Genomic DNA, 23,724 nt, shown 5'->3' with positions numbered 1-23,724 from the left:
CGGAAAAGTCAGGAATCAATTGCCGTGCCTTCTTCTTGTGACGAAACAGCAATCGACTCAAATCCAAGCGGCAGGTCCGTGTCCAAAGAGTCGATGGAACGGCGGAAGAATGGACTTTCCTTCTGGACGGTTTGCGGAGCGCCAAGAGAGGTGATCTTTCCTCGCTCGACCACCATGATCCTGTCGCAGAATTTTAACGTTGAGAGGCGATGAGCGATGATCAGGATTGTCGTCTCGCCCTTCAGCTCGGACAGCGTCTGACGAATGAGTCGCTCACTGACGGCATCCAACGAAGATGTCGGCTCATCCAGGATGAGGATCTCTGGTCGGCCGGCCAAGGCGCGCGCAATGGCAAGTCGTTGTCGTTGTCCACCTGAGAGCCGACCACCCCGCTCGCCGAGATGACTATCAAGGCCCTGCGGCAGTTTCTCTAGGTCGTCCAGTATGTGCGCCTTCGCGGCTGCGTCCCTCACGGCGGCGTCGTCAATGTGGTCGCGAAAGAACCGGATGTTCTCGGCCGCACTGCCAGTCAGAAGTCGCGCATCTTGAGGCACAAACGTAACGCGCTTTGCCCACCATGCGTGGTCTATGTCGTTGAGTGGAGTCCCACTCACGAGCAGCTCACCGTGGGTGGGGCGGCGTACACCAAGCAGTAATTGAGCAAGCGTCGACTTGCCTGCGCCAGAGGGTCCCACAATCCCGACCGCTTCTCCGCGTTCAACGCGGAACGTCGCACCCTGAAGGGCGTTCTTCCCCGGCGCGTACTCGTACGAGAGATTGACGACTTCGAGCGGCGTTGCGTGCTGTGGTTGCTCGGTTCCTGAGAGGTCTGCGTGGTTTTCGTAGAAGGAGGTCGTGGAGGTGATTGAGTCGAGGAATGGAAGGTGGGATGCAAGCGCTCCCATCGATGCAGTGAGTTGCTGACCGTACGCGAGGGCGCGCAGCATCAAAAGCAGAACGGCGCCAATTACAGCCAACTCTCCACTTCCCACGAGGGCAAATGCGCCGACCCCGACGAGCAGTGCCGAGTACGCGATTGAAACGTATATTGGCGCCAAGGCGTAGGTGAGGAAGTTAACTCGGCGCTGAGTCTCCACGGTGACATCGCTGTCTCGATCGATGCGCTCGACGAAGCGTTTACGAACGCCGAAAGTATGCATCTCCATTGCCAGTGCGCCCAACTCCGAAATGGACCCGGCAAAGTTGAGATTGCTCTTCGCAGAAGCTACTGCCCCTGATCTGATCCGCCGCCGCAGGGGGATCAGACCTAGGGCAATGAGGGCCAATGCCCCGAGAGCAGCCGCGGTTGCGATGGCATCGACGAGCAAGCCGGCGACGAGAAAGGCGGTCAAACTGACGGCGGCCACCACGGCCTGATTCAGTGCATTGACCGCCAGAGTGACGCGGTTGATGAACGTCGTGAGCAATTCTTGAAGCCGACCCGCGGGCTCATTATGTTGAATAGCCCAACCGGTTGCAAGATAGGAGTGGGCGAGACGGGCACGCTCCTCCCGTGTCACGGCCGCGTTGAGCCGAGCGGTGCTCCATGCGCCGATCACGACCATGGCCGTTCTCCCCAAGAGGAATGCCGCGGCAGCCGCGAGTGCGCTACCTAGCGAGAGCGATTGTCCCCACATTGGACCGACCGTTGTCGCACCGGAAACCAGTGCCATACCCAGCCCGGTCAATGCGACGAGGAAGAGTGCCTCGAAGACAGCCCCGATCAGGGAGACGACGCTCAGCGCGATCAGGGCGGCGATGTGCCGCCGTAGAATGGCCCGTAGTATGGCCCATCCTTCGGCCGAGGTCTTTTTGCCCTTCACTTGACTCCACTCCTCATACTTCCAAAGCCGCCTCAAAGAATTCGACCATGCGCGCGGCAATCAGATCCGCCCGGTAGGTCGATTCGAAACTGTCGCTCGCAGTGGCCCGACGTTGCTGACCGTTCGTCCGGGCCAAGGTGACTGCGATCTGCCTGGCAAGGTCCTTTGTGTTGTCGCGCTCGAAGTACGTTATCCATCCACCCCGCGGATCCAGTTCTCGAAAGGGGGGGAGGTCGGAGGCCACGACAGGGGCTCCCAGCGCCATCGCCTCAATGAGGATCGACCCTAGACCCTCCCAGCGTGAAGGAACACAGAAGGCATCGGCTGCGCACATGAGGTCGGGAATGTCGTTGCGACTGCCCAAGAACACGGTGGCAGGGTCAAGGCCTACCTGGGTTGCCAAGGTGTGCAAGTGCTCAGTCGTCTGGCCCTCTCGACCCCCGATGAGGAGCACGGCATCTGGGTGTGCCGCCGAGATCCCGGGCCAGGCTCTCAGAAGCAGATCTAGCCCCTTCTGCCACTCGTGCCGGGCAGCAGCCACCACTAGAGGACGGTCGCCCACGCCCAGCACGTTGCGGACGCGGTTGCGCCGGCTCGCGGAGAAGCTGCCCACGTCGCTTCGGTCCCTCCCTCGCGGAATGACTTCGACCCTTCCTGGGTCCAACCACAATCGTTTGCCCATGACCGAGGCAACTTCGTGGGTTAGCGCATGGAATCGCACCACGGATCGAGCCGTGACGGCATCAAGTGCTTGCGCTCCGCGAACCTTCCACGCCTTGCGACCCGGCGCCTGCAGGTGTTCCCGCCCGTAGTTGACGTTGACTAGGCTTGTACTACATGGAACGCCGCCTAACCGTGCCGCGATCCGTGCAACTAAGTCTGCGTCGAAAAGGACTGAGTGCACCAGGTCCGGTTCGGTCTCACGGATGAGCTTGTGCAGTCGACGAATGCGGCCCAGCAGACTTCGTTCGGCCAGTTGAGTTACCTCGGCCCCCGACTCGCGGAGTGCTGGTTCGAGGCCTGACCGCTCGCTCAGCGTCACAATATGGAGGTCTACCTGTCCTTTCCAATGCGGTGCCAACGCCGCAAGGGAACGCTCGGCGCCCCCGCTCCCGCCGAGTCCAGGCGTGACGTACATGACCCTCACGACGGACGCACCCCTTTGATGATCCAGCGGGCAACGCTACGCACAGGGTGCTGTTCCTCTTCCCGAAGACGGATCAATTGCCCCGACACGGTCGATTCTCGCAAGAAGCTCACGTCCGTTTGAGGAAGGCAGCCGAGTTCGGATTTGTGGGACCCCGGCCCACGAAGGTAGTCGAAGCGATGGAGCCCCTGTTGCTCGGCCCATTGCATGGCCTCCTGCCCGAGTGCCATTCCCAGTCCGAGTTGTGCTCCCTCTGGGGACCAACCCGTCTTGTAAACACTGAACGAGTCGAGAAAACGAATACCCAGGAGTGCCGCCACGGGCTTGTTCTCACGTCGTAGCGTGAGGATCCATGGGCCCTCCTCGGGGCGAGACAAGTCAGCATATGTGACAAGAAGATCAGCCCGGTCGGCCGCGAAAAGTCCCGGTTCTCCACGTGCGGCCCATCGCTCCCCGTGGAGGTCCCGAAGATCTTGAAGCGCTCCCGCAAAGCCCGGGCCTGGGGCTGTCCAGTGTGCGGTGATCCCTTCCTTGGACAAGAGTCGCGCTCGGCGACGCGCGTTCTTGCGAGTTTTTGCAGACCACGCGTCCTTGAAGCTCGCACTAGGTTCCCGCACGTTGACCGGGCAGGGCGTCTGCGCCACCACACGACCGCCAAGGTTTGCAGCAACCACGTGCTCCAAGGCAGGTGCAACGCTTTCCAACAGGAGCGGGCTGGCGCCGAACTCGGCGACTGTTCGCTCGACCAGTGCGGCAGCGACACTTGGGTCAGTGGCTAGCGGGCCCAGGTGATCGGCGGCACCCAGGCCACTGCCCGCAAATCCTACGTACGTCAGGGGGAGCGGCGCTCTCCGGTGCAGGGGACGAGTCAACTGAGCGACCGGCATGACCCCTACCACCACGGCACCTTGCTTTGCGACGACAGTCTGGATGGGTTGCGACGGTGCAAGGGTTGCTTGCCAAGCCTTGACCCATGCTCGGGCTTGGAAGGGACTGCAACCCACCTGTCGTACGAGATCATCCCAAGAAACGGCGAGTGATGATTCATCCTCCGGGAAGGGTTCGATGCTGGTCACGAGATCAGTAGGGCGTGGAGTGGCGACAACATAGGTCCATGGGGTGCGCCACGTTCTCAGATCTTCCGGGTGCTCCGAGCCAGCGATATCGAGCAGGAGGAACCCGGCATCACGGAGTTCTTGCACGAGCCGTTTTGGCGTTGCGAAATACGTCCGGAGGCCCTGCACGTGGTCGGAGTGATATCCCGCTCCTGAGAGCGTTGCCGGGGCCAGCCCGCGAGCGCGAACAGCATTCATTGTCATGGCCCCGGCGACCGCTACCTGCCTAAGTCGCGATCCCTCGTCTGGTCCTCGGCGAATCAGCGCGCGGGGATTATGCGTCGACATGATGAACGTGCCACCAGGTCGCAGGACTCTCCGCACCTCAGATAGGGCTTGGACGCGCCGCTCCAGCGGCTCGAGATAGTCAAGACCGTTGTACGAGAACATGACGGAATCGAAACTATGGGTCGCAAACATCGTCAGATCGGCCGCGTCGCCCTCGACGATATCTGCGAGGGGAAACCGAGCCTTGGCAGCGCGCACCATGGCCTGTGAGTAGTCGAGCCCGACGTACGAGCTGGCGCGAGAGCGAAGGGCGTCGACAGTTCGACCGGTTCCCACACCGAGGTCCAGGACGGTCGAGCCCTGCGGGATCCATCTCTCGACCAAGGTCTTTTCCGCCGCGGTCAGGCCATCAAGTTCCGCATAGGTTGCGACTCGGTCCTCAGACTCAAAGGCGAGCTCATTGGGGCCGGGGGCAGCACCATCCGACCTACCCGTGGGTCCAATCTTGCTCACCGCGCCACGACCTGGAAGGCGGCGGAGTGCGCCCCGGACAGGATGCTCAAAGTGCGGTCGAGCGTTGCGTCGCTGTCGATACGAAGGCGAGAGATGCGATGAGGGTCGCCACTAACAGACGAAAGCCGGTGATCGAAAAGGAGTGACCCGACGTATCCGAGAGCCTCCGCCTCGGCCGCAGCCTCAGGAGTCCAGTTCCCGTTGGGATAGGCGAAGAAGCGAGGGCGAAAGCCGCGCTCGGCGAGGGCTCGGTGTGCACGCCGCATTTGATCGACCTGGGAGCTGGGCGAGCACTTGTCGAGGCAAGGGTGATCCCACGTGTGGTTGCCGATGGTGTGGCCCATGTCGAGCCATTCGCCCAGGGTCACTGTCGTGACGGGTGTGGGTGATTCCACCCCCTGGGCCTCCAGAGACTCCGCAATCCGATCGTGCACACGCCGCCGGGAAACGTCGTCCATGCCCTTGAGCTGCTGCAAGGTGAGAGGCGTCCCGTCGACATCAATCAACTCGTCTCGGTCGAGGGCAGCCTGCGCCGCCTGAAACCAGAGCCACCCGCCGTCGTCCAAGACCCTGGGGCACACGAACGCCGTCGCAGAAACGTGGCGGGCCGCCAACAACGGCCCGGCCTCGAAGGTGCTCGCCAGCCCGTCATCGAAGGTGATCCAGACCGCGTGTGCGGGCAGGGGAACACCGTCGATGAGAGCGGCCGCAACCTCGCTCTCGCCGACTGGCTGGTAACGGTCGCAGATCGCGTCGATGAGGACACCGAATCGCTCCAAGTCCTCGACTCCGTGGAAGCCCAAGATTCGCAGTTTCGAACTTGTCGCGGCGTATGCCGTCCGCATCGCGAGTCCCGTTTGAGGGACCCGCGCGAGGGCCGAACGCACAGCGCCGGGAACGCTCGTCCAGAGGGATGTCAACCTCGCCCACCCCTTCTATTCGTCAACGCGCCGCCCTCGACGGTTTCTCGCCACTGTGCGGCTCCAGCTTGGATCGAGAAGCCCGCCACGCAGCGTCCGCGGGCTCGTGCACCCATCGTGCGACGAAGCTCCGGATCCCGCAGGAGTTTGGTGATCGTTTGGGCCAAGTCACTCACCTCAGCGCTTTCTATGACGAAGCCTGTCTCACCGGCCGCAACGACGTCATTCGCGCCCGCAGCCGCAGTGCTCACGACCGGGAGGCCGGACAGGCCAGCTTCGATCAATACTCCGGGCATGCCTTCAGTGTCAGGCGCGCTTGTCGTCACCAACATCGACGCCTCACGCAAGCGAGACGGGACGTCGTCTCTCACACCAAGGAGTTCGACACCCACGTGCCGGGCCCGGCCTTCAATCTCTCGCCGCATGGAGCCGTCGCCGATCATGTCAGCTGAGAACTTCAGGCCGGCGGACTGCAGGCTGTCGATAACGTCGAGGAATAGGCCAGGTTGCTTGCCTTCCTCGAGCTGGCCGATCCAGATCAGCCGAGGTATGCCACCAGGCGGGGTGGCCGCTGGGTAGTAGACCTCGGGATCGCGAGCGTTCGGAATGATGCGCAGGTGCGCGGACGGCATCCCGAGGACATCTCGGAGCTGGTCGTGGACGGCGGACGAAACCGCCACCCCCAGGGTGACCCGTCGCGTCAGGAATCTGTAGAAGGCGAGCCGCGATCGACGTGAAAGCTCGGCGGTCGACAGACCGACCTTATAATAGATCACGGGGGCTGCCGTGCGGGCAGCGACGGCGTACTTGAGGGGCTCTCCCCCGTGGGCGACGACGACATCGGCACCTTCGTCTGCAAGTAGCTTCCGGAGTCGCAGCACTGCGAGCGGGTCTAGGCCCAACCTTCGGCGGATGGTGGGACGTCCGGTGAGAACCCGGTCTGGGCGAAGTCCCGCCACGGGCGCATCAAACAGTGCCACCGCGAAGTGGCGCTGTTCAGGGTCATCGGCGAGTTCGTCTCGCAGCCGCCCCGCGTAGACCTGAGCGCCACGCCACGAGTCCTGCGGCACGAGGTGAACCACAGTCAGGCGCTCGTCCACGTCATTCCCTTCTCCTCCGCGACCGTCTCGTAAATGCGCAGCGAGGTCGCGGCGACCTCGCGCTGATCGAAATGCTGCAATGCACGGGTCCTAGCGGAAGTACCCAACCGCTCTCTGAGCGGCTGGTCCTCGAGGAGTGTGCGCACCGCCTCGGTCAGCGCGTCGGGATCCGCTGGCCGCACGAGGAGTAGATGTTCACCGTGGGTCCCGACCTCGCGACAGCCACGGATGTCCGAGAGAACCATGGGAAGCCCGCACGCGGCAGCCTCCATGCCCGCCCGCGAAAAGCCTTCGCGGTAGCTGGGCAGGACGAACACATCGAACGCTGAATACACCGCCGGCATATCCGCACGTTCACCAGGAAACACGACTGGGGCGTCCGTGGGTGTTTGCTCTCCGTCGTTGGGCCCGACCCAGACGAACTTCGCCCTTCCGGCGAGATTGGACGCCATCTCCACGAACTCGAAGATTCCTTTCTCCTGGACGCGTCGGCCGACGCCCCCCACCAGGAGCTCGTGTTCGCCGACACCGAGTTCGGAGCGAACGCGTGCCCGTCCGACCGGGTCCGGCTGAAAGCGCGTGAGGTCAACCCCGTTCCCGACCACCAGACTCCTGTCCCGGCGAAGCGCCCGACGCAGGGTGTGTTGATCGTCAGCGTTCTGGAACAGTTCAAAGTCGGAGAACCGGCAGGCCAAACCCTCAAGCCCGTAGACGAAGGTTCGCTTCTTCAATGAGTCTTCGGGACGGGCCCAGAGTCCGTGGCACGTGTTGACCACGACTGGGATGCCGGCCAGTCGACCGGCGATGCGGCCCATGACCCCTGTCTTGGGATTGTGAGTGTGAAGGACGTCGAGCTCCAGGCTTCGCAGCGTGCGCACGAGCTCGCGGAACGCTTGGGCATCTCGACCGAGGCCCCACGATCTGCTCAGGTGGGGGAGTGGCACGTGAGTGACCCCCAGAGCCGACACCCGTGGGACGTAGGGGCCGGGCGCGCTCAGTCCGAACACTTGATGGCCCGCTTGGACATCGACTTCCAGTTCGGTCGCGAGGAGCAGGGCCAGACTCATGTCGATGGTCGTCAAATGCGCGATTCGCAGCGAACCGTCTTGGCGATCCCCCGGTGGAGCAGTCACGACAGAGCATCCTGTCATCCATGGGCATCTGCGCGCGGGCGATCCAGAGAACCAGTCCCGTTCTCAGCCGCGGCCAGTTAGAGTCGGACGTGATTGTCCGCGCGATCGGAAGCGATGTGCATGCTGACGTGGGGGCGCTGCGAACCGCCGGCAGGGAGTAGACGAGAGTGACACTGCAGGACTACATCCGGATCATCCGACAGCGTTGGATAGTCATCGTCATCTGTGCCGCGGTGGCTGGCTTGGTGACGTGGTTCCTCACGCCTGCCAACGCATCCTCAGTGAAGGACGCACCCTCGTACACCGCAACGGCGACTGTGCTCGTCAGCGCTGCGACGGCGGACGAACAGGTATCCGTGGATCGAGTAGTGCTGTACGCCAAGACTGGTGCGATCCCGACTGCGGCTGCCAAGGCTCTTGAGTTTGAGGGCGATCCCGCGATTCTGGCATCCCAGGTGACCATCACGTCGGATCCTTCCGGTGCCGCGCTGACGATCGCCGCTTCTGATCGCGATGGCGCCAAAGCCGCAGAGACCGCGAATGCCTTCGCCAAGCAAACCGTCGCGTTCTTTGCGAAACCCCGCCCTGGCGTGGGGCGTGCAGTGGTCACGATCCTGCAAGAGGCGACTCCGATTCCGGATGAGATCGGCGGAGGTTTCGTGGTGCCTCCGTCGCGGCCGTTGCGCGCTGCCCTCGCGGCATTGGTGGGTTTGCTTCTTGGGTTCGCCTTGGCCTTGGTCCTGCAGCGCGTGGATTCGCGGCTGCGCACCCGTGATGAGGTGCACGCCGGTCTGCGCCTGCCGATCATCGCTGAGGTGCCGCGCCTGAAGCGCTCGCAGAAGGGCGAACGGACGATCACCGTCGCAGTCGACCCCTTGTCCCCCTACTCGGATGCGTATCGCGCTGCTCGTACAGCCCTCATGCACACGGTGAGCCGGCAGGCTCCTGGCGAGTACATGGGTCGTCGCGCAGCGCGGCCTGAACCCCGGCCGGTTGTGGAGGGTGCGCGGCTCATCCTGGTGACGTCCGGGAATGCTGCCGAGGGCAAGACGACCACGGTCGCCAACCTCGCCGCGAGTTTCGCCGAGACTGGTCAGCGAGTTCTCGTGCTGGACGCAGATCTTCGGTCGCCGAACACGCACACACTCTTCGATGTCCCGCAGGGTGCTGGGATCTCGGACTACATCAGCGACAACGAGGACACCCCGCTGGAGGCGCTGATTCGCCCAACAAACGTGCCGGCGGTTCGCATCATCACTGCAGGGACGCGGTTGACACACCCCGCCTCGCTCGCAAGTCGCATGGGGCATCTGCTTGCGGAGGTGCGTGAGCTGGCCGATGTCGTCATCATCGACTCGGCGCCTCTCTTGGCGGCCAGCGACGTCTTCGACATCCTTCCGATCGTTGACACCGTCGTCCTGGTCGTTCGAAGCGGACGTCTGACCGACGTCGCGGCGCGCCGCGTCGCCGAGTTGCTGGGCCGATTCCAGGTGCCCATCAGCGGCGTCGTGCTCGTGGGGGCCCGCGGTCGACGAGCAGACGGCTACGGCCACTCGTACGGATATGGCGACACGGCCCGTCCACAGCGTGACAGTCCTTCGCCCAAGATGGAGCTCGATCCACGGCAGCAGCCCAGCGCCCCCTCCGTTGCCGTACCTCAGCACGCGAGCGCTCCGGAGGTCGATCGCTGGTCCTTGCCACCTCGGGTGGACGATCCCCAGGACGCTGCGCCGAGTAGGCGTTCGCGCCACTCATCGCACTAGTTCCCGTGGTCTGGACCTCGGGGCGGCTGTGGGCAGTCGCCGTCGCTCTGGCCGCTCTTGTTGGTGCAGGATTTGCGGTCCTTTGGGCATGGGCCATTGGCCTCCAGTCCTACAACGTGTGGGGAGCGATGGTCGTCGTCCCGGCGGTGATCTGGGTCAACGCGATCCTCATCTGGCGAGTTGCCTCTCGAGAGCCCGGGCGATGGCTTGGCGCGGTCATGGCAGGGGCCTTCGCTGCCAAGATGGTCGGGACACTCGTGCGGTACTACGTGGCCTATGTCGTGTACGACGGAGCCACGGATGCGGAGCGCTACAACCTCGCCGCTGCTTTTCAGTACCGGACCTGGCGACAGGGGGTTGTCACCTGGGATCTGAGCAACGCCCGGGGCACGCAGTACATGGAACTGATCACCACCGCCGTCTATACCGTCATCGGTCCGACGACCTTGGCCGGCTTCTTCGTCTTCGCGTCCTTCGCCTTCTGGGGGGTGTACCTGCTGTACCGCGCCTTTCGAGTGGCACTCCCGGGAGGCGACCACAGGCGATACGCCCTCCTCGTCTTCCTGCTCCCTTCCTTCCTCTACTGGCCTTCCTCCATCGGCAAGGAATCGTGGATCCTGCTGTTCGTTGGTGTGACCGCACTGGGCGCTGCGAAGTTCTTTGCAGGTCAGCGTGGCGCCTTGGCGCTCCTCGCGATCGGCGCCTTCGGCACGGGGATCATCAGGCCACACATTGCGGTACTCCTCTTCGCTGCGTTGCTGACCGCACAACTCTTCCGTCCTGCTTCCAAAGAGGTGACCGGCATCCTCAGCAAGATTGCGGGCCTCGGGGTCATGGTGGGCGCTGCGTCGATTCTGGCCACGCAGTCTGCCGAACTCTTGGGGACCGATGACATCAACTGGGAGAGCGTGTCAGCGGCGCTCGATATGGCCGGTGGCAGAACAACCCAAGGGGGTTCCGAATTCACCCCGGTCTCACTCAGCTCCCCACTCGGGGTGCCGATGGCTGCGATCACCGTCCTGTTCCGTCCCTTCCCGTGGGAGGCAGGGAATGGGCAGATGCTCGTCCAAAGCCTTGAGGGGGTGTTCCTTCTGGTGCTGGCGGTGCGCTCCTGGCCCCGACTGAAGCGGTTGCCCGGAATCATGCGTCGCAACCCCTACGTCATGTTTGCAGTCGTGTACGCGCTCGCGTTTGTCGTGGCCTTCGCTGGATTCGCAAACTTCGGGATTCTTGCCAGGCAACGAGTTCTGCTGCTGCCCTTCTTCCTCGTCCTCCTCGCGCTGCCCATGGGTCGTGAGGATGATCAACCGGAAGGGACAGAGGTCGATGCTCGGGAGGAGGTGGATCATTTTGGAGGTTTCCGACGACACTCACTCCGTGCCTGACGACGTTCAAGGCAGCCGCTTGGGGTCTCGTGGCCGACTCAAGCAGGGTCTGGCTCGTCTGCAACTGGAGAGTGCCGCGCAGGGGGCCACCCTGCTCATCTACCACCGTGTTGGTGGTGGAACGGCCGATGAGCTGGATCTGCCGGTGCCGGCCTTTGCCCAGCAGGTCGACGAGTTGGTGAGGCATGACGTCGTGAGTCTCGACACCGCCCTGGACCGTCTTGACGCTGGTGACCTGCGCCCGAGCGTCGTTCTGACCTTCGACGACGGGTTCGAGGACGTGTACGAGAACGCGTGGCCACTCCTCAGGGAGCGAGCGGTCCCGTTCACGGTCTATCTGGCTTCGAGTTTCGTATCCAGACCCATGGTCTGGGAGGGGTCAACGGCCAAGGGATCAGCGGGCAGAGGGATGTCGTGGGTGCAGCTGCGCGAGCTCGTCGACTCGGGGCTGTGCACGATCGGTAATCACACGCACAACCATGTCCCGCCCGGGAACTTGGGGCCGGATGAACTGGATGCCTGCACAGAAGCGATCAAGCAGAATCTTGGAGTCACGCCGCGACACTTCACGTATCCGTGGGGCGTCCGGGTTCCAGGCATGGAGGGGCCGCTACGCGAGCGTTTCCGTAGTGCGTCTTCCGGGGAACTCGGGCGCAACCTGCCCACCACAGATCGAATGCGTCTCCTGAGAGTGCCTGTGCGCCAGAGTGATCCGGCCGCCTTCTTCGCGGCCAAGTTGGCGGGGCAGCTCGGACCCGAAAGGACCTACGCACGGATCGTGAGGCTGGCGAAATCGCTCGGGGTTCGCGGCTGATCGCCGAGAGGACCCCCTTGCGGCCATGCCCGGTTCAGGGGCCAACGGCCAACTCGGCGTAGCGACGCTCCTGTTCGGTGACTGCGGTGCGAATATCGAAGACCTTGCTGTCCTCCCGAGCGGCAACCGACATACGGGCGCGTAGCGCAGCGTCGCTTGCCAGCGCCACGACGGCCTGTGCCAGCGACGACGCATCTCGAGCCTCGACGAGAAGCCCTGTCCTTCCCTCGGTGACGGCCTCCGGCACCCCTCCGACAGCAGTTGCCACGACCGGCAGTCCTGCATGCATGGCCTCCATGATCGACACGGGGAGGCCTTCGAAGGCCGAGGCAAGCACGAAAATGTCTGAAGCCGCCAACAGTTCCGGCACGTCCGTCCGATAACCCAGCAACCGCACCTTGTCGCCAAGTCCCAACCGAGCATGGAGTGAGCTGATCTCGTCAGCCAGCGGTCCCTGCCCGACCGCGAGGATGATGAGGTCATCCCGACTTTGCAGGGCGATCCGAGCGCCCTGGAGCAGGTTCGGATAGTCCTTCTCCTTCCGGAGATTGGCGACCGTGATGCCCACGATTGCGCCTTCGGGGATCCCAAGGCTGCGGCGGATACGTGCTCGCACTCCTTCTTCGAGAAGGGCATCCGACTGCACGATTCCGTGAACCAAGGCGTCGGTCTTCTTCCGAAGGGGACGCCACATGGAGCGGCGCACCTCCTCAGAGACGGCCCACCTTTGGCTGTCCAAAACGGCGGTCGTCGCATTGAGAAGGCGCGTCGGTGGCGAGAAGTTGCCCCACACGTTGTGCTCCGTCGACACGGTGACTGGACGACTCCCCGATGGGATGGTTTTGGCCACCAGCCGCGCCACGCCTGCCATCAGCGGTGAGTGGGCGTGGACCACGTCGTGGCTGCGCATGAGGTGCCGCAGCCGAACAGGCCACAGCAGGCGTCCCAACCGCCCGCTGCTCAACAGCCTGACCGAGACTCCGGCGTCAGCGAGTCGGGAGACGAGGTGGTCCTTGTCCCGCCTCATGTAGGCCACTTGGTAGGCGAAGCGACGGTGGTCCGCGACCCGTGCCGTTGAGACGAGGAGTTGTTCGGCGCCCCCCGGGCCCAGTCCCTTGATCAGCCACAGAACCTTGATCGGTGCTGGTTGAGTGCCCCCAGAGTCGATCATCCTGCGATTCTGCCGGATCCAGTTCCGTATACTTCGAGTGGCTCCTGCAGAGGGGCCTGATCGCCGGACCTGAGGGGAACCAGCAGATATGTGCGGTGTGGTCGGGCTACTGGCTGCAGACCGCGATCTCGACAGCCTTCTCCACCGTATGTCGGTAGCCGTGTCCCACCGTGGGCCGGACGACTCGGGTCAGTGGCTCGATGCCGACCGAGGTGTTGCGCTTGGCCATCGGCGGTTGTCGATCGTTGACCTTTCCCCGGCGGGACATCAGCCCATGATCTCGGCTGATGGTCGTTGGGTGCTTGTCCTCAACGGTGAGATCTACGACCACGTGGAGCACCGGCGTTCCCTCGAGGCCGAAGGCGTGTCCTTCCGTGGTCACTCGGACACCGAGGTGCTACTCGAGTTGATCGCTCGACGTGGCCCTGAGCAGGCGTTCAGTGCCGTCGACGGAATGTTTGCGCTCGGTGTATGGGATCGGCTGGAGCAGGTGCTCATTCTCGCCAGAGATCGGGTAGGGGAGAAGCCTCTGTACTACGGACGCGTCGCGGGAGCCTTCGCGTTTGCCTCGGAATTGGGGGCCATCCGTCGGCTGCCGAATGTGAGCACGACTCCGGATCCCGCTGCGTTGGCCGAATATCTGCGCTACGGGTTTGTCCCAGGTCCGCACTCAATTCTTCCGGGGTTCGAGAAGGTGCCACCCGGCTCGGTGGTTCGGGTCTCAGCCACGGGAGTCCCGCAGAAGCCTGTTCCCTACTGGTCGCTCGCCGAGGTGGCATCGCAAGGCCTCGCCGATCCGTTGGATCTCACGGACCGCGAGCTTCTCCAGGTCACAGATTCGGCATTGCGCCAATCGGTGCGCCGACGACTGTCGGCCGATGTCCCCGTCGGTGCGTTCTTGTCCGGAGGGGTGGACTCGTCGACCGTCGTTGCCCTGGCGCAGGCTGTGTCCTCTCAGCCGGTGCGCACATACACGGTCGCAGTGGGTGGCGAGGCCGACGAGTCGACGGCTGCTGCCGCAGTGGCGCGCCACCTCGGGACGGACCACACCACGCTGGAACTGGCCCAGATCGACCCGCTCGATCTGGCGTCACGCGCAGCATCGTTGTACGACGAGCCCTTCGCCGACCCGTCAGGTGTTCCCACCGCCCTCCTCTGTGCTGCCGCACGGCAGCACGTCACGGTCTGCCTGAGCGGCGATGGGGCAGACGAGATCTTGGGCGGATACAACCGGTATCGCGTGGCTGATGGACCAGTTTCGTGGCTCCTTGCCGCGCCACGCCCCCTGCGGGACGGCGCCGCCCGTGTCATCACGGCCGGCGGACCTGAAACCTGGGACCGTTGGGGGCGGCGTCTGCCAGGCAGACTGCCCGCGGTCGGGACGAAGGCTCACAAACTGGCCGGCCTGCTCGCCGCCAGCAGTCCGATGGCGGCGTACCGCTCGCTCGCGACCCAGTGGGATCCGGCGTCGGTGATGTTGGCCGCACCTGGCGGGGGAGCGGACTCAGTCCCCTTGGGCAGCGGGGCGTCGCCCTTGGCCCGGATGATGCTTGAAGACCAACTGCGCACCCTGCCTGATGACATGCTGGTCAAGGTCGATCGGGCGAGCATGGCTGTGGCTCTTGAGGTGCGTGTCCCCTTCCTCGACCACCGCTTCGTCGAGTTGACCTGGCGAATGCCCGAACGTGCGAAGGTTCGGAAGGGTCAGGGCAAGTGGCTCGTGCGCGAGGTGCTCGCCCAGTACGTGCCTCGGCACCTGTGGGACCGGCCCAAGGTTGGGTTTGATCCGCCGGTTGCCGAATGGCTACGAGGGCCGCTGCACGACTGGTCGCACGATCTGCTCTCGCCGGACCGTCTGCGACAACAGGGACTGCTGAGGCCGGAGCCGATCGTCAAAGCGTTGGCCGATCACAACTCGGGCAGTCGGAACAACGACTACGCACTCTGGACGATTCTCATGCTTCAGTCCTGGCTCGAAGGAGCAGAGCAGTGACACCACAGCGCGACGACGTTGCTCCCGAGGATCTCGAAGTTCGCTCGGCCCGTCCCGAGGACGAGCCAGCCATTCTCGCCTTGTGCCGGGCATCGCTCGGATGGCGCCAAGAGGATCCCAACGAGGCGTTCTTCAGGTGGAAGCATCGTGAGAATCCCTTTGGTGCTTCGCCGTCATGGGTGGCGCTTCACGAGGGAAGGGTTGTCGGCCTCCGTACCTTCCTCCGGTGGACCTTCGTCGACGGGGACGGGCGAAGGATCCGCGCCGTGAGGGCCGTGGACACCGCGACTGACCCGGAGTATCGGGGTTTGGGCATCTTCAGGACCCTCACCCTGAAGGGCGTGGCTGAGCTGACCCTGGCCGGAGATGGCATCGTCTTCAACACGCCGAACGATCAGAGTCGACCGGGCTACCTCAAGATGGGGTGGACGCTCGCGAGGCGACTTCCCGTGGGTGTGATGCCGCGTGGTCCCAAGTCATTGGTCGCCATGGCGACCTCGAAGGTGCCAGCGAGCCTTTGGTCAGAGTCGACCCAGGTGGGTGAGGACGCGACTCTGGCGTTGGCCCAACCGGAGTTCGCAGACGAGATCCTGCGCCATTCACCGACTTCTGGAGTGAGAACCGATCGGACGCCGGCCTATCTCGCGTGGCGAACATCGTTTGGCCCGCTGCACTATCGGATCCTGCTCGCGTCTGCCGGTGACCCGGGCGGTGGAGGCGTCGTCTTCCGGCTCCGTCGTCGAGGCGATGCCGTCGAGGCTGCGATCCTTGAGCAGTTCGTTCCCAATTCCCGAACCGGGGTTCGGCTGGTACGCCGCGTGCTCACGGAAACGGGGGCCGACTACGCCATCGGACTGCGTACGAGCCGGTCGGCGGGCCTAGTGCCGCTGCCCAAGCAAGGACCACTGCTCACGACCAGACCACTGGCGGCGTCGCCGCCCTCACCTGGTGAATGGGCTCTCACTTTGGGTGACGTCGAACTGTTCTGACGAGGCCGCAAGGCGCGGGCTTCGGCTGGCTCCTGCCCAGCCGATCACGATGCCGGCGGCGACGACGACGGAGCCGAAGTCAAGAAGGTGGTCGACTTGGCTGTGCACCAAGAGTGCGGTCCATGCCGCCACAGCGATGATCGCTTCGGGAGCATGACCGCGCGCTGCCCACACGAGACCACCCAGCGCAACGAGCACCATGAATCCCACTCCGACCCAACCTGTCTCGGCTCCGACCTGCAGGACCGCTGAGTGGGCCGACATCGTGTCAGGATCAGCCGTCAAGGCGCTTGTTTTCGCGAACGAACCGGGACCCGAGCCCAAGAAGGGGCTCTCACGCCACAGGGCGGCGGCGTCCTGCCAGAGTCGCTCCCTCGCGGAGTCGAACGCTCGATCGGCCCAGCCCGGGAAGTGGGGCGCTTCAGCGGCCTGGACGACGACCGCCGCCGAGACCGTCGCCGCGACAGCACTCGTGGCGACGGCGATGGCCGTCCACAGCCGCCGCTCAGGTCGCAGCCAGACAACCAGGCCGATGACGAGCGTGAGCGGCAGCACGAGTGATGTGCCGGCCACGGATCGGTTGAGCACGACCGTGAGCACACCGAGTGCGAGGACCGCACTCACGGCCGGGTGGCGACTACGGGGCTGGGTCGCCAGCGCGAGGCCGCACAGCGCCACAACCTGCACCGCCAGGGCAGCGTTCGCGTTCGCATATTCGAGGGGCTGCTTGGCGGGACCGCCGGTCAGGAGCACGCCGAGCAGAAGGATGATGGTGACACTGCCCAGGGCGACGATGAACCCCATGGAGGGTGCGTGCGCGCGGCACCAAGAACCAAAGCCCACCCCAACGATCAGCGCGACGGGGGCAAGGAGATATGGCAGCCCTGGCGACAGACCCCAATCGGAGCGCAACATCGAACTGAGCGACCAGACCGCCCACGCCCCCAGCAGGCCCATCCCCGCCAGTTCCGGCCACCCGAGGACGTTCCGAAACGGTCGCACGACGGAATCTGGGTCAGTTGGCGTACTCAGGGAGGCTGCGGAACCACTCCACAGTGGCCTCAAGCCCCTCACGAAGTGGCACGGGGGAGACGTCCGGGAAATGTGAACGAAGCCGTGAGTTGTCGGCCTGCGAGTCGCGGACGTCACCAGCGCGCGGTTCGACGTGTTCGACAGCCGGGCGTCCACCCAAGGTGTCGGCCAACTCGTCGACGACGGCGTTGAGGGACGTGCGGCTGCCGAAGGCGAGGTTGACCGCTTCAAGATCAGAGACACGACCGACGACCGCATCAGCGATCACCCGGGACACCGTGCCGACATACGTGAAGTCACGCGTCTGCTCGCCGTCGCCGTGGATCGTCAACGGGACCCCACGAAGGGCTGCGTCGATGAATGCAGGCAACACCGCGGCATACGCATGGCCAGCCGCTTGCAGCGGGCCGTAGACGTTGAAGAAGCGGAAGGCGAGGGTCGGCAGGCCGTAGGTGTGACCGAACGACAAGGTGTAGGCCTCGGTGGCCTGCTTGCTCACGGCATACGGAGAAATGGGCGCGGTGCGCATGCTCTCTCGCTTGGGCAGTTCACGGTTGGCGCCATAGACCGACGATGACGAGGCCGACACGACATGCAGATCGCCGGCGCGACGGGCAGCCTGGAGGACCTCAAGCGTGCCCGTGGCGTTGGCGTGATGCGAAGCGATGGGATCGATGACCGATCGGGGAACCGATGGGAGGGCACCGAGGTGGACGATCGAACTCGCACCCGAGCAGGCCTCGTCGAGTGCCGCTGGGTCGAGGATCGTTCCTTCGATCAGCCGGATGTCGGTGCCACCGAGGTTCGCGCGCGACCCTGTGGAGAGGTCATCGAGGGCGACCACCTCGTCGACCTCGGGCCGGGAGAGGAGTTCCCGACCCAGATTGGCGCCGATGAATCCGGCTCCGCCGGTGATCACAACCTTCACGCGCTTCCCCAATTCGCTCATCCATCACGTGTTCCCTGCGTCTGCGCCATCGCACGCACCGCGAACTCGTAGCCTAGTGGCCATGCGTGACGCCACGATGCCGGTTCGAACAGCAGTGGCTTTCGCGCATGCGGTCGTGCAGTTCGTCGCTGAAGAGGTGGGGGCAGAGGTGCTCCACATCAAGGGGCCAGCAGTTGAGCTGGAAGCGGAAGCGATGCGTGGGCGCGGCTACGGCAACCGCGGGAGTGTGGACGCCGACGTCTTGGTCCGTCCGAGCCATGTGCAACGTCTCGAAAGGGCCTTGGCGATGCACGGCTGGACAGTGTTGTACGAGTTCGAGGACGGCTCGCCTTTCGAGCACGCAGCCACGCTGGCCCGCCAGGGCTTGGCGAATGCCGACCTCCACCGCTACTTCCCAGGCGTAGAGGGTGATCCCGAGAAGGCGTTCGAGAGATTGTGGGCCTCCCGCCGAACTGTCGTCCTGGCCGGACGCGACGTCTGCGTCCCGTCGATACCTGCGCAGCGGATGATTCTGATCCTTCATGCCGCACGTGGACGCTCCACCGCCCACCTCGCCGAGGTTCGAGAGGCATGGCTGGAGCTGTCCCCAGCGGACCAACTCGCCATCGATGACTTGGCAAGGGACGTGGACGCGCGCGTTGCACTCGCCGCCGGGACCGGTCGGCTGGACACAGTGAAGTCAGCCCGGTCACACGATCTGTGGCTCGCTCTGTCGGAGGGGGAAGCGTCGCAAGCGCGGCTCTGGCGGGCGCGGGTGCGGGCAGCCCCCAGCAGAAAGTCCGCCATGAGAACCGGGTTGAGGCTGCTCCTGCCGAAACGCCAACGCCTCGCGGTGGCGCTTGGCAGGCCACCCACGACGTGGGACATGGTCCGGGCGTTCGGAGGGCAGATCGGTCGTGGAACGCGCGCCCTGGCACGGGACCTGGGGCTCGACCGCGGACGGCGGGCGTGATGTTCCGGGTGCCGGATTCCGTTGCATACGACGTCATCGAGGCCGATTCCGACCACGGGATCGGATCGCAAGCCGGAGCCGCTGAGACGGTGTACCTCCTGTCGCTCCCAGACGGCGTACCACTGGTCCTGAGCGGCATGGGGGCGATCCTTTGGCTCCTGGCTGCCGAGGGGGTCACAGACGTCGCGTCTGCAGTGGCGTCGGCAACGGGGGAGAGCGTCGGTTCGATCGAACCTCTGATCCGGGACTACCTGGAGTCGCTGGTTGCCGACGGGCTCCTGGAACATCGCCCAGTTTGATGGATCGCTTCCATTCAGTGCCACGTCAAGGGTATGAGTCCGTTACCAAAACGTTATGATCAATCACCCGAACCGTCGGGGGCGTCGGTACGGCCCCGCTAGGGTTGTGCCCGATAGTGCATGCCCATTGGTTCAGACAGGGGTTCTAGAAATGACCGGACAGAGCGCTTCGCCAACGATTGGTCGGCGATCCATTGCCAAGGGGGCAGCTTGGGCCGTGCCTGCGGTCGCGGCCGTGGCCGTGGCTCCTGCGGCGTCGGCCAGCGTGTGCATCCCTACACTGACGTTCAGCCAGAACAGTTGCCGCTGCACCGGTTCCGGCCAGAACGACAAGGACTACTTCGTCAGCATCTGCAATAACGGAACCACCTGCCCGGATTCGGATGGCGTGCTCTACGTCAGCGTTCGTGCGAACACGGGGGCCAATCCTGAACTGTCGCCTGGCCTCACGATCGCGGTTCCGGTCGGTGGGTGCAGCGACACCGTCCACTTCACGAGCGGCAACAGCTCGATCAACCTGCGGCTCTACTTCGGAGCTACGCCTGCCCAGGCCCTGCTTCCGTCCGCAGGAAACCCGAACTTCGTGATCGTCACGGCACCTCAGGAATGCGAAGAGCTCAACGAGCCTCTGGGCACGTGCGTCAGGCCTTGATTTCCGCTCGACACTGAACCGGTGTGCACTCGCCTTGGCGAGCGCACACCGGTTCAGTGCTAGCGGGGCAGTTCGACACTTCTGCATCCGGACGTTTGGTCAGGGATTTAGCCTGTCAGGGTGAGGCGGCGACAGGACGACGTGGAGGCACCGTTGCGTGTCCTCTTCGTGTGCACGGCGAACATCAGCCGCTCGCCCTACGCCGAGCGACGCGCCGCGCAACTGGCGGAGAACTCCGGCCTCCAGGTTGCGAGCGCCGGTATCCCGGGCTATCCCGGTCGCGGAATGGACCCGGAGATGGGGCACCAGCTGCGCGAGCGCGGGGGAGAGCCCAATGGTCACGTCAGCCGGTCCGTGACGAATTCCGTCCTGACCGAGACCGATCTTGTGATCACTCATGAGTATGTCCATCGCCTGCGGATCACGAGCTCCTTTCCGGAGCACGCAATCAAAGTCTTTGGGCTGCACCAACTGGCGGACTCGATCGCCGCTCTGGAAGCGCCGGAGCGCGGACTGGCCCTGCTCGATCAGGTGTACTCACAGGCTGTGTCGGACGGCATGCAGCGCGACGTGGCTGACCCGTACAAGCGGGGACGCGCCGCGGCGCGCGCCTGCGCACTGGAGATCGACGAAGCCCTCGCCGTGATCGTGCCGGTGCTGGCCGGCATACCCGCAGTTCTCAGCGATTAGGGCGGCAGTCTGGCCGCTGGTAGCCTTGACCCGCCGTGAAAACCGGCCGCGGACTCAGAGAGCCCCGGTGAACCAGCCCGGAAGCGCCGCGCAACCACATCAGAAGGAGTCAGTCGCCCATGCCTTTGGACGCAGACGTCAAGAAGAAGATCATGTCCGAGTACGCCACGACCGAGGGCGACACGGGCTCCCCGGAGGTCCAGATCGCGCTCCTCACGCAGCGCATCCTCGACCTCACCGAGCACTCCCGTGAGCACAAGCACGACCACCACAGCCGTCGTGGCCTGCTGCTGCTCGTCGGCCGCCGCCGTCGCCTGCTCCGCTACCTCGAGAGCATCGACATCGAGCGCTACCGCTCGCTGATCAAGCGCCTCGGCCTGCGTCGCTGACACCCGAGTTTCCGTCGGAGCGGCTCTCCATCATGGAGGGCCGCTCTTTCGGATGTGTAGGACCACAACTTCATAGAGACTGCACAAACAGAAGCACGCCCGTGCACAACGACGATGCACGCGGTTCGTTGGAACTCAAGAAAAGGAGGACCCATGGAGGGTCCTGAGATCACGTTCGCCGAAGCCACCATTGACAACGGCAAGTTCGGCACCCGCACTGTCCGGTTCGAGACCGGGCGCCTGGCCAAGCAGGCCGGCGGCGCAGTCGCCGCATACCTGGACGAGGACACGATGCTCCTCTCCACCACCACTGCCGGGAAGTCCCCTCGCGAGGGTTTCGACTTCTTCCCCCTGACGGTCGACGTCGAAGAGCGCATGTATGCCGCGGGCAAGATCCCCGGTTCGTTCTTCCGTCGTGAGGGCCGCCCCTCCACCGAGGCGATCCTCACCTGCCGCCTCATCGACCGTCCGCTGCGCCCGACCTTCAAGAAGGGTCTGCGCAACGAGGTCCAGGTCGTCATCTCCGTCCTGGCGCTCAACCCTGACGCCCAGTACGACGTCCTCGCGATCAACGCCGCGTCGGCCTCCACGCAGATCTCCGGTCTGCCGTTCTCCGGCCCGATCGGTGCAACGCGTCTGTCGCTCATCGACGGCCAGTGGGTCGCCTTCCCGCAGTTCTCCGACATCGAGCGCTCGACCTTCGACATGGTCGTGGCCGGCCGTGTCGCGGGCGACGACGTCGCCATCATGATGGTCGAGGCCGAGGCCACCGACAGCACCTGGAACCTCGTCAAGGACGAGGGCAAGCAGGCTCCGACCGAGGATGTCGTCGCACAGGGCCTCGAGGCCGCGAAGGGCTTCATCAAGGTCCTCTGCGAGGCTCAGGCCGAGCTCGCCGCCAAGGCTGCCAAGCCGGTCGAGGAGTTCCCCATCTTCCTGGACTACCAGGACGACGTCTACGCCGCTGTCGAGGCCAAGGTCACCGCCGACGCCGACGCCGCCCTGCAGATCGCGGGCAAGCAGGAGCGCGAGGACCGCCTCGACGAGATCAAGTCCGAACTCCACCTCGCGCTCGTGGGCGACTTCAACCCGGAGTCGGGTTCTGGCACCGCCGGCGAGTTCGCCGGTCGTGAGAAGGAGGTGTCGGCCGCCTACCGCGCCGTCCAGAAGAAGCTCATCCGTGGGCGAATCATCAAGGACAAGGTGCGCATCGACGGCCGTGGCCTCGCCGACATCCGCGCGCTCAGCGCCGAGGTCGAGGTCCTGCCGCGTGTCCACGGCTCGGCGATCTTCGAGCGTGGCGAGACCCAGATCATGGGTGTCACGACGCTCAACATGCTCCGCATGGAGCAGCAGCTCGACACGTTGTCGCCGGTGACGCGCAAGCGCTACATGCACAACTACAACTTCCCGCCGTTCTCCACCGGTGAGACGGGTCGTGTCGGTTCGCCGAAGCGCCGCGAGATCGGCCACGGAGCGCTCGCGGAGCGCGCCCTCATGCCGGTCCTCCCGACCCGCGAGGAGTTCCCCTACGCGATCCGCCAGGTTTCCGAGGCTCTCGGCTCCAACGGCTCGACCTCCATGGGTTCGGTCTGCGCCTCGACCCTGTCGCTCCTCAACGCCGGTGTGCCGCTGCGCGCGCCGGTCGCGGGCATCGCGATGGGTCTTGTCACGGCTGAGGTCGACGGCGAGACGCAGTACGCCGCACTCACCGACATCCTCGGCGCCGAGGACGCGTTCGGCGACATGGACTTCAAGGTTGCCGGCACGCGCGAGTTCGTCACGGCCATCCAGCTCGACACCAAGCTCGACGGCATTCCCGCCGACGTGCTCGGTGGCGCGCTCACCCAGGCCCGTGAGGCCCGCCTCCACATCCTCGACGTCATGAACGAGGCCATCGACGCTCCCGACGAGATGAGCCCGTTCGCTCCTCGCGTCATCGCGGTCAAGGTCCCCGTTGACAAGATCGGTGAGGTCATCGGCCCGAAGGGCAAGATGATCAACCAGATCCAGGAGGAGACCGGCGCCGACATCTCGATCGAGGACGACGGCACCGTCTACATCGGTGCGACCGACGGCCCCTCGGCCGAGGCCGCCCGTGCGGCGATCAACGCCATCGCGAACCCGCAGATGCCGGAGATCGGCGAGCGCTTCCTGGGGACCGTCGTCAAGACGACGACCTTCGGCGCGTTCATCTCGCTCCTCCCGGGCAAGGACGGCCTGCTGCACATCTCCGAGGTGCGCAAGCTCGTCGGTGGCAAGCGGATCGACGCCGTCGAGGACGTCCTCGCAGTCGGCCAGAAGGTCCAGGTCGAGCTCAAGGAGATCGACCCGCGCGGCAAGCTCTCGCTCGCCGCGGTCCTCGCCGAGGGTGAGGGCGGCGACGCCGCTCCTGCAGACGAGGCGCCCGCCCAGGCCGACAACGGTGACGTCGACGCCGACGGCGACGACTCCACCGAGTCCGCCGAGGGTGCCGAGACCGCTGAGGGTGGCGAGGAGCGCGGCGAGCGTCGCCAGCGCAGCCGCCGTCGCGGTGGCCGTGGTCGCGGTCAGCGTTCGGACGCGGGAGACGCTTCCGGCGACTGACCTGACGGTCCTGTGAATGGATGACGGGACGGCATACCTTTCCTTGGTATGCCGTCCCGTCGCCTTTTCGGTGGATCATGG

The 23,724-nt window shown here is 64.7% G+C and carries 20 protein-coding genes; 11 read left to right on the top strand and 9 right to left on the bottom strand.

Annotated features, from left to right (window positions below; genetic code table 11):
• Positions 1-8: 8 nt before the first annotated feature.
• The 6 genes from N802_RS01125 to N802_RS20715 all read right to left on the bottom strand — a co-directional run bounded on the left by N802_RS01125 (position 9) and on the right by N802_RS20715 (position 7,913).
• Positions 9-1,823 carry an ABC transporter ATP-binding protein gene (locus N802_RS01125; protein WP_084071751.1) on the bottom strand — a complete coding sequence of 605 codons (1,815 nt, stop codon included), beginning with the start codon at positions 1,821-1,823 and terminating at the stop codon, positions 9-11.
• A 13-nt stretch (positions 1,824-1,836) separates the two neighbouring features.
• Positions 1,837-2,961: a glycosyltransferase family 4 protein gene (locus N802_RS21080; RefSeq protein ID WP_425402455.1), complete on the bottom strand. Its 1,125-nt coding sequence runs from the start codon at positions 2,959-2,961 to the stop codon at positions 1,837-1,839.
• A gap of 5 nt (positions 2,962-2,966) precedes the next feature.
• Positions 2,967-4,826 (bottom strand): GNAT family N-acetyltransferase, encoded by a 1,860-nt coding sequence (locus N802_RS19795; RefSeq protein ID WP_084071749.1) that lies wholly within the window; start codon positions 4,824-4,826, stop codon positions 2,967-2,969.
• A complete protein-coding gene (locus N802_RS01110; protein WP_169743372.1) occupies positions 4,823-5,629 on the bottom strand; it encodes a polysaccharide deacetylase family protein in 807 nt (268 codons plus the stop codon). Before N802_RS01110 ends, N802_RS19795 begins: the two co-directional genes overlap by 4 nt.
• Before the next feature lie 113 nt (positions 5,630-5,742).
• Positions 5,743-6,846 (bottom strand): glycosyltransferase family 4 protein, encoded by a 1,104-nt coding sequence (locus N802_RS20720; protein WP_035910973.1) that lies wholly within the window; start codon positions 6,844-6,846, stop codon positions 5,743-5,745.
• Entirely contained in the window at positions 6,831-7,913 is a 1,083-nt protein-coding gene (locus N802_RS20715) for a glycosyltransferase family 4 protein (protein ID WP_035910970.1), read from the bottom strand. The genes N802_RS20720 and N802_RS20715 overlap by 16 nt, the downstream gene beginning before the upstream one ends.
• Before the next feature lie 233 nt (positions 7,914-8,146).
• Here N802_RS20715 and N802_RS01095 point away from each other — a divergent pair, with 233 nt between their 5' ends.
• The 3 genes from N802_RS01095 to N802_RS01085 are packed head-to-tail and all read left to right on the top strand — an operon-like array spanning position 8,147 to position 11,941.
• Entirely contained in the window at positions 8,147-9,742 is a 1,596-nt protein-coding gene (locus N802_RS01095; protein ID WP_035910969.1) for a polysaccharide biosynthesis tyrosine autokinase, read from the top strand.
• Between the two features lie 5 nt (positions 9,743-9,747).
• Positions 9,748-11,127, top strand: a complete 1,380-nt coding sequence (locus N802_RS01090; protein ID WP_245613786.1) for a hypothetical protein — start codon at positions 9,748-9,750, stop codon at positions 11,125-11,127.
• A complete protein-coding gene (locus N802_RS01085) occupies positions 11,120-11,941 on the top strand; it encodes a polysaccharide deacetylase family protein (protein WP_035910966.1) in 822 nt (273 codons plus the stop codon). The genes N802_RS01090 and N802_RS01085 overlap by 8 nt, the downstream gene beginning before the upstream one ends.
• 34 nt (positions 11,942-11,975) lie before the next feature.
• Here N802_RS01085 and N802_RS01080 read toward each other — a convergent pair whose 3' ends face one another.
• Complete coding sequence (locus N802_RS01080) at positions 11,976-13,112, bottom strand: glycosyltransferase (protein ID WP_035910963.1); 1,137 nt, start codon at positions 13,110-13,112, stop codon at positions 11,976-11,978.
• 88 nt (positions 13,113-13,200) lie between these two features.
• On the opposite strand from N802_RS01080, the gene asnB reads away from it, so the two are divergent.
• Complete coding sequence (asnB, locus tag N802_RS01075) at positions 13,201-15,105, top strand: asparagine synthase (glutamine-hydrolyzing) (RefSeq protein ID WP_035910960.1); 1,905 nt, start codon at positions 13,201-13,203, stop codon at positions 15,103-15,105.
• A complete protein-coding gene (locus tag N802_RS01070; RefSeq protein WP_035910957.1) occupies positions 15,102-16,094 on the top strand; it encodes a GNAT family N-acetyltransferase in 993 nt (330 codons plus the stop codon). Before asnB ends, N802_RS01070 begins: the two co-directional genes overlap by 4 nt.
• Here the strand turns inward: N802_RS01070 and N802_RS01065 are convergent.
• Positions 16,047-17,096 carry an O-antigen ligase family protein gene (locus N802_RS01065; RefSeq protein WP_156971224.1) on the bottom strand — a complete coding sequence of 350 codons (1,050 nt, stop codon included), beginning with the start codon at positions 17,094-17,096 and terminating at the stop codon, positions 16,047-16,049. The genes N802_RS01070 and N802_RS01065 overlap by 48 nt on opposite strands.
• 13 nt (positions 17,097-17,109) lie before the next feature.
• Positions 17,110-18,054 carry an NAD-dependent epimerase/dehydratase family protein gene (locus N802_RS01060; RefSeq protein ID WP_035910953.1) on the bottom strand — a complete coding sequence of 315 codons (945 nt, stop codon included), beginning with the start codon at positions 18,052-18,054 and terminating at the stop codon, positions 17,110-17,112.
• 82 nt (positions 18,055-18,136) lie between these two features.
• Here N802_RS01060 and N802_RS01055 point away from each other — a divergent pair, with 82 nt between their 5' ends.
• From N802_RS01055 to N802_RS01030, 6 genes are all read left to right on the top strand, one after another.
• Positions 18,137-19,027 (top strand): nucleotidyltransferase family protein, encoded by an 891-nt coding sequence (locus tag N802_RS01055; protein ID WP_035911731.1) that lies wholly within the window; start codon positions 18,137-18,139, stop codon positions 19,025-19,027.
• On the top strand, positions 19,027-19,326 hold the full coding sequence (locus tag N802_RS01050; protein ID WP_156971223.1) for a hypothetical protein: 300 nt from the start codon (positions 19,027-19,029) through the stop codon (positions 19,324-19,326). Before N802_RS01055 ends, N802_RS01050 begins: the two co-directional genes overlap by 1 nt.
• Positions 19,327-19,543: 217 nt before the next feature.
• Positions 19,544-19,978, top strand: a complete 435-nt coding sequence (locus N802_RS20115; protein WP_156971222.1) for a hypothetical protein — start codon at positions 19,544-19,546, stop codon at positions 19,976-19,978.
• Between the two features lie 120 nt (positions 19,979-20,098).
• The gene (locus N802_RS01040; protein ID WP_245613784.1) at positions 20,099-20,668 is read left to right on the top strand and encodes an arsenate reductase/protein-tyrosine-phosphatase family protein; all 570 of its coding nucleotides are present in this window, start codon (positions 20,099-20,101) and stop codon (positions 20,666-20,668) included.
• A gap of 119 nt (positions 20,669-20,787) precedes the next feature.
• A complete protein-coding gene (gene rpsO, locus N802_RS01035) occupies positions 20,788-21,057 on the top strand; it encodes a 30S ribosomal protein S15 (protein WP_035910946.1) in 270 nt (89 codons plus the stop codon).
• 153 nt (positions 21,058-21,210) lie between these two features.
• A complete protein-coding gene (locus N802_RS01030) occupies positions 21,211-23,643 on the top strand; it encodes a polyribonucleotide nucleotidyltransferase (RefSeq protein ID WP_035910943.1) in 2,433 nt (810 codons plus the stop codon).
• Positions 23,644-23,724 lie beyond the last annotated feature (81 nt).

The organism is Knoellia sinensis KCTC 19936 (assembly GCF_000768705.1).
Taxonomy (GTDB): domain Bacteria; phylum Actinomycetota; class Actinomycetes; order Actinomycetales; family Dermatophilaceae; genus Knoellia; species Knoellia sinensis.
The sequence above is the reverse complement of the archived record's forward strand: the minus strand, read 5'-3'. Positions and strand labels throughout refer to the sequence as shown.

Bases quoted from the DNA above. Each gene is read 5' to 3' on its own strand.
- N802_RS20715 (WP_035910970.1), bottom strand. From the start codon at position 7,913: ATGAGTCTGGCCCTGCTCCTCGCGACCGAACTGGAAGTCGATGTCCAA.
- asnB (WP_035910960.1), top strand. From the start codon at position 13,201: ATGTGCGGTGTGGTCGGGCTACTGGCTGCAGACCGCGATCTCGACAGC.
- N802_RS01080 (WP_035910963.1), bottom strand. From the start codon at position 13,112: ATGATCGACTCTGGGGGCACTCAACCAGCACCGATCAAGGTTCTGTGG.
- N802_RS01030 (WP_035910943.1), top strand. From the start codon at position 21,211: ATGGAGGGTCCTGAGATCACGTTCGCCGAAGCCACCATTGACAACGGC.
- N802_RS01055 (WP_035911731.1), top strand. From the start codon at position 18,137: ATGCGTGACGCCACGATGCCGGTTCGAACAGCAGTGGCTTTCGCGCAT.
- N802_RS01050 (WP_156971223.1), top strand. From the start codon at position 19,027: ATGTTCCGGGTGCCGGATTCCGTTGCATACGACGTCATCGAGGCCGAT.
- N802_RS21080 (WP_425402455.1), bottom strand. From the start codon at position 2,961: ATGTACGTCACGCCTGGACTCGGCGGGAGCGGGGGCGCCGAGCGTTCC.
- rpsO (WP_035910946.1), top strand. From the start codon at position 20,788: ATGCCTTTGGACGCAGACGTCAAGAAGAAGATCATGTCCGAGTACGCC.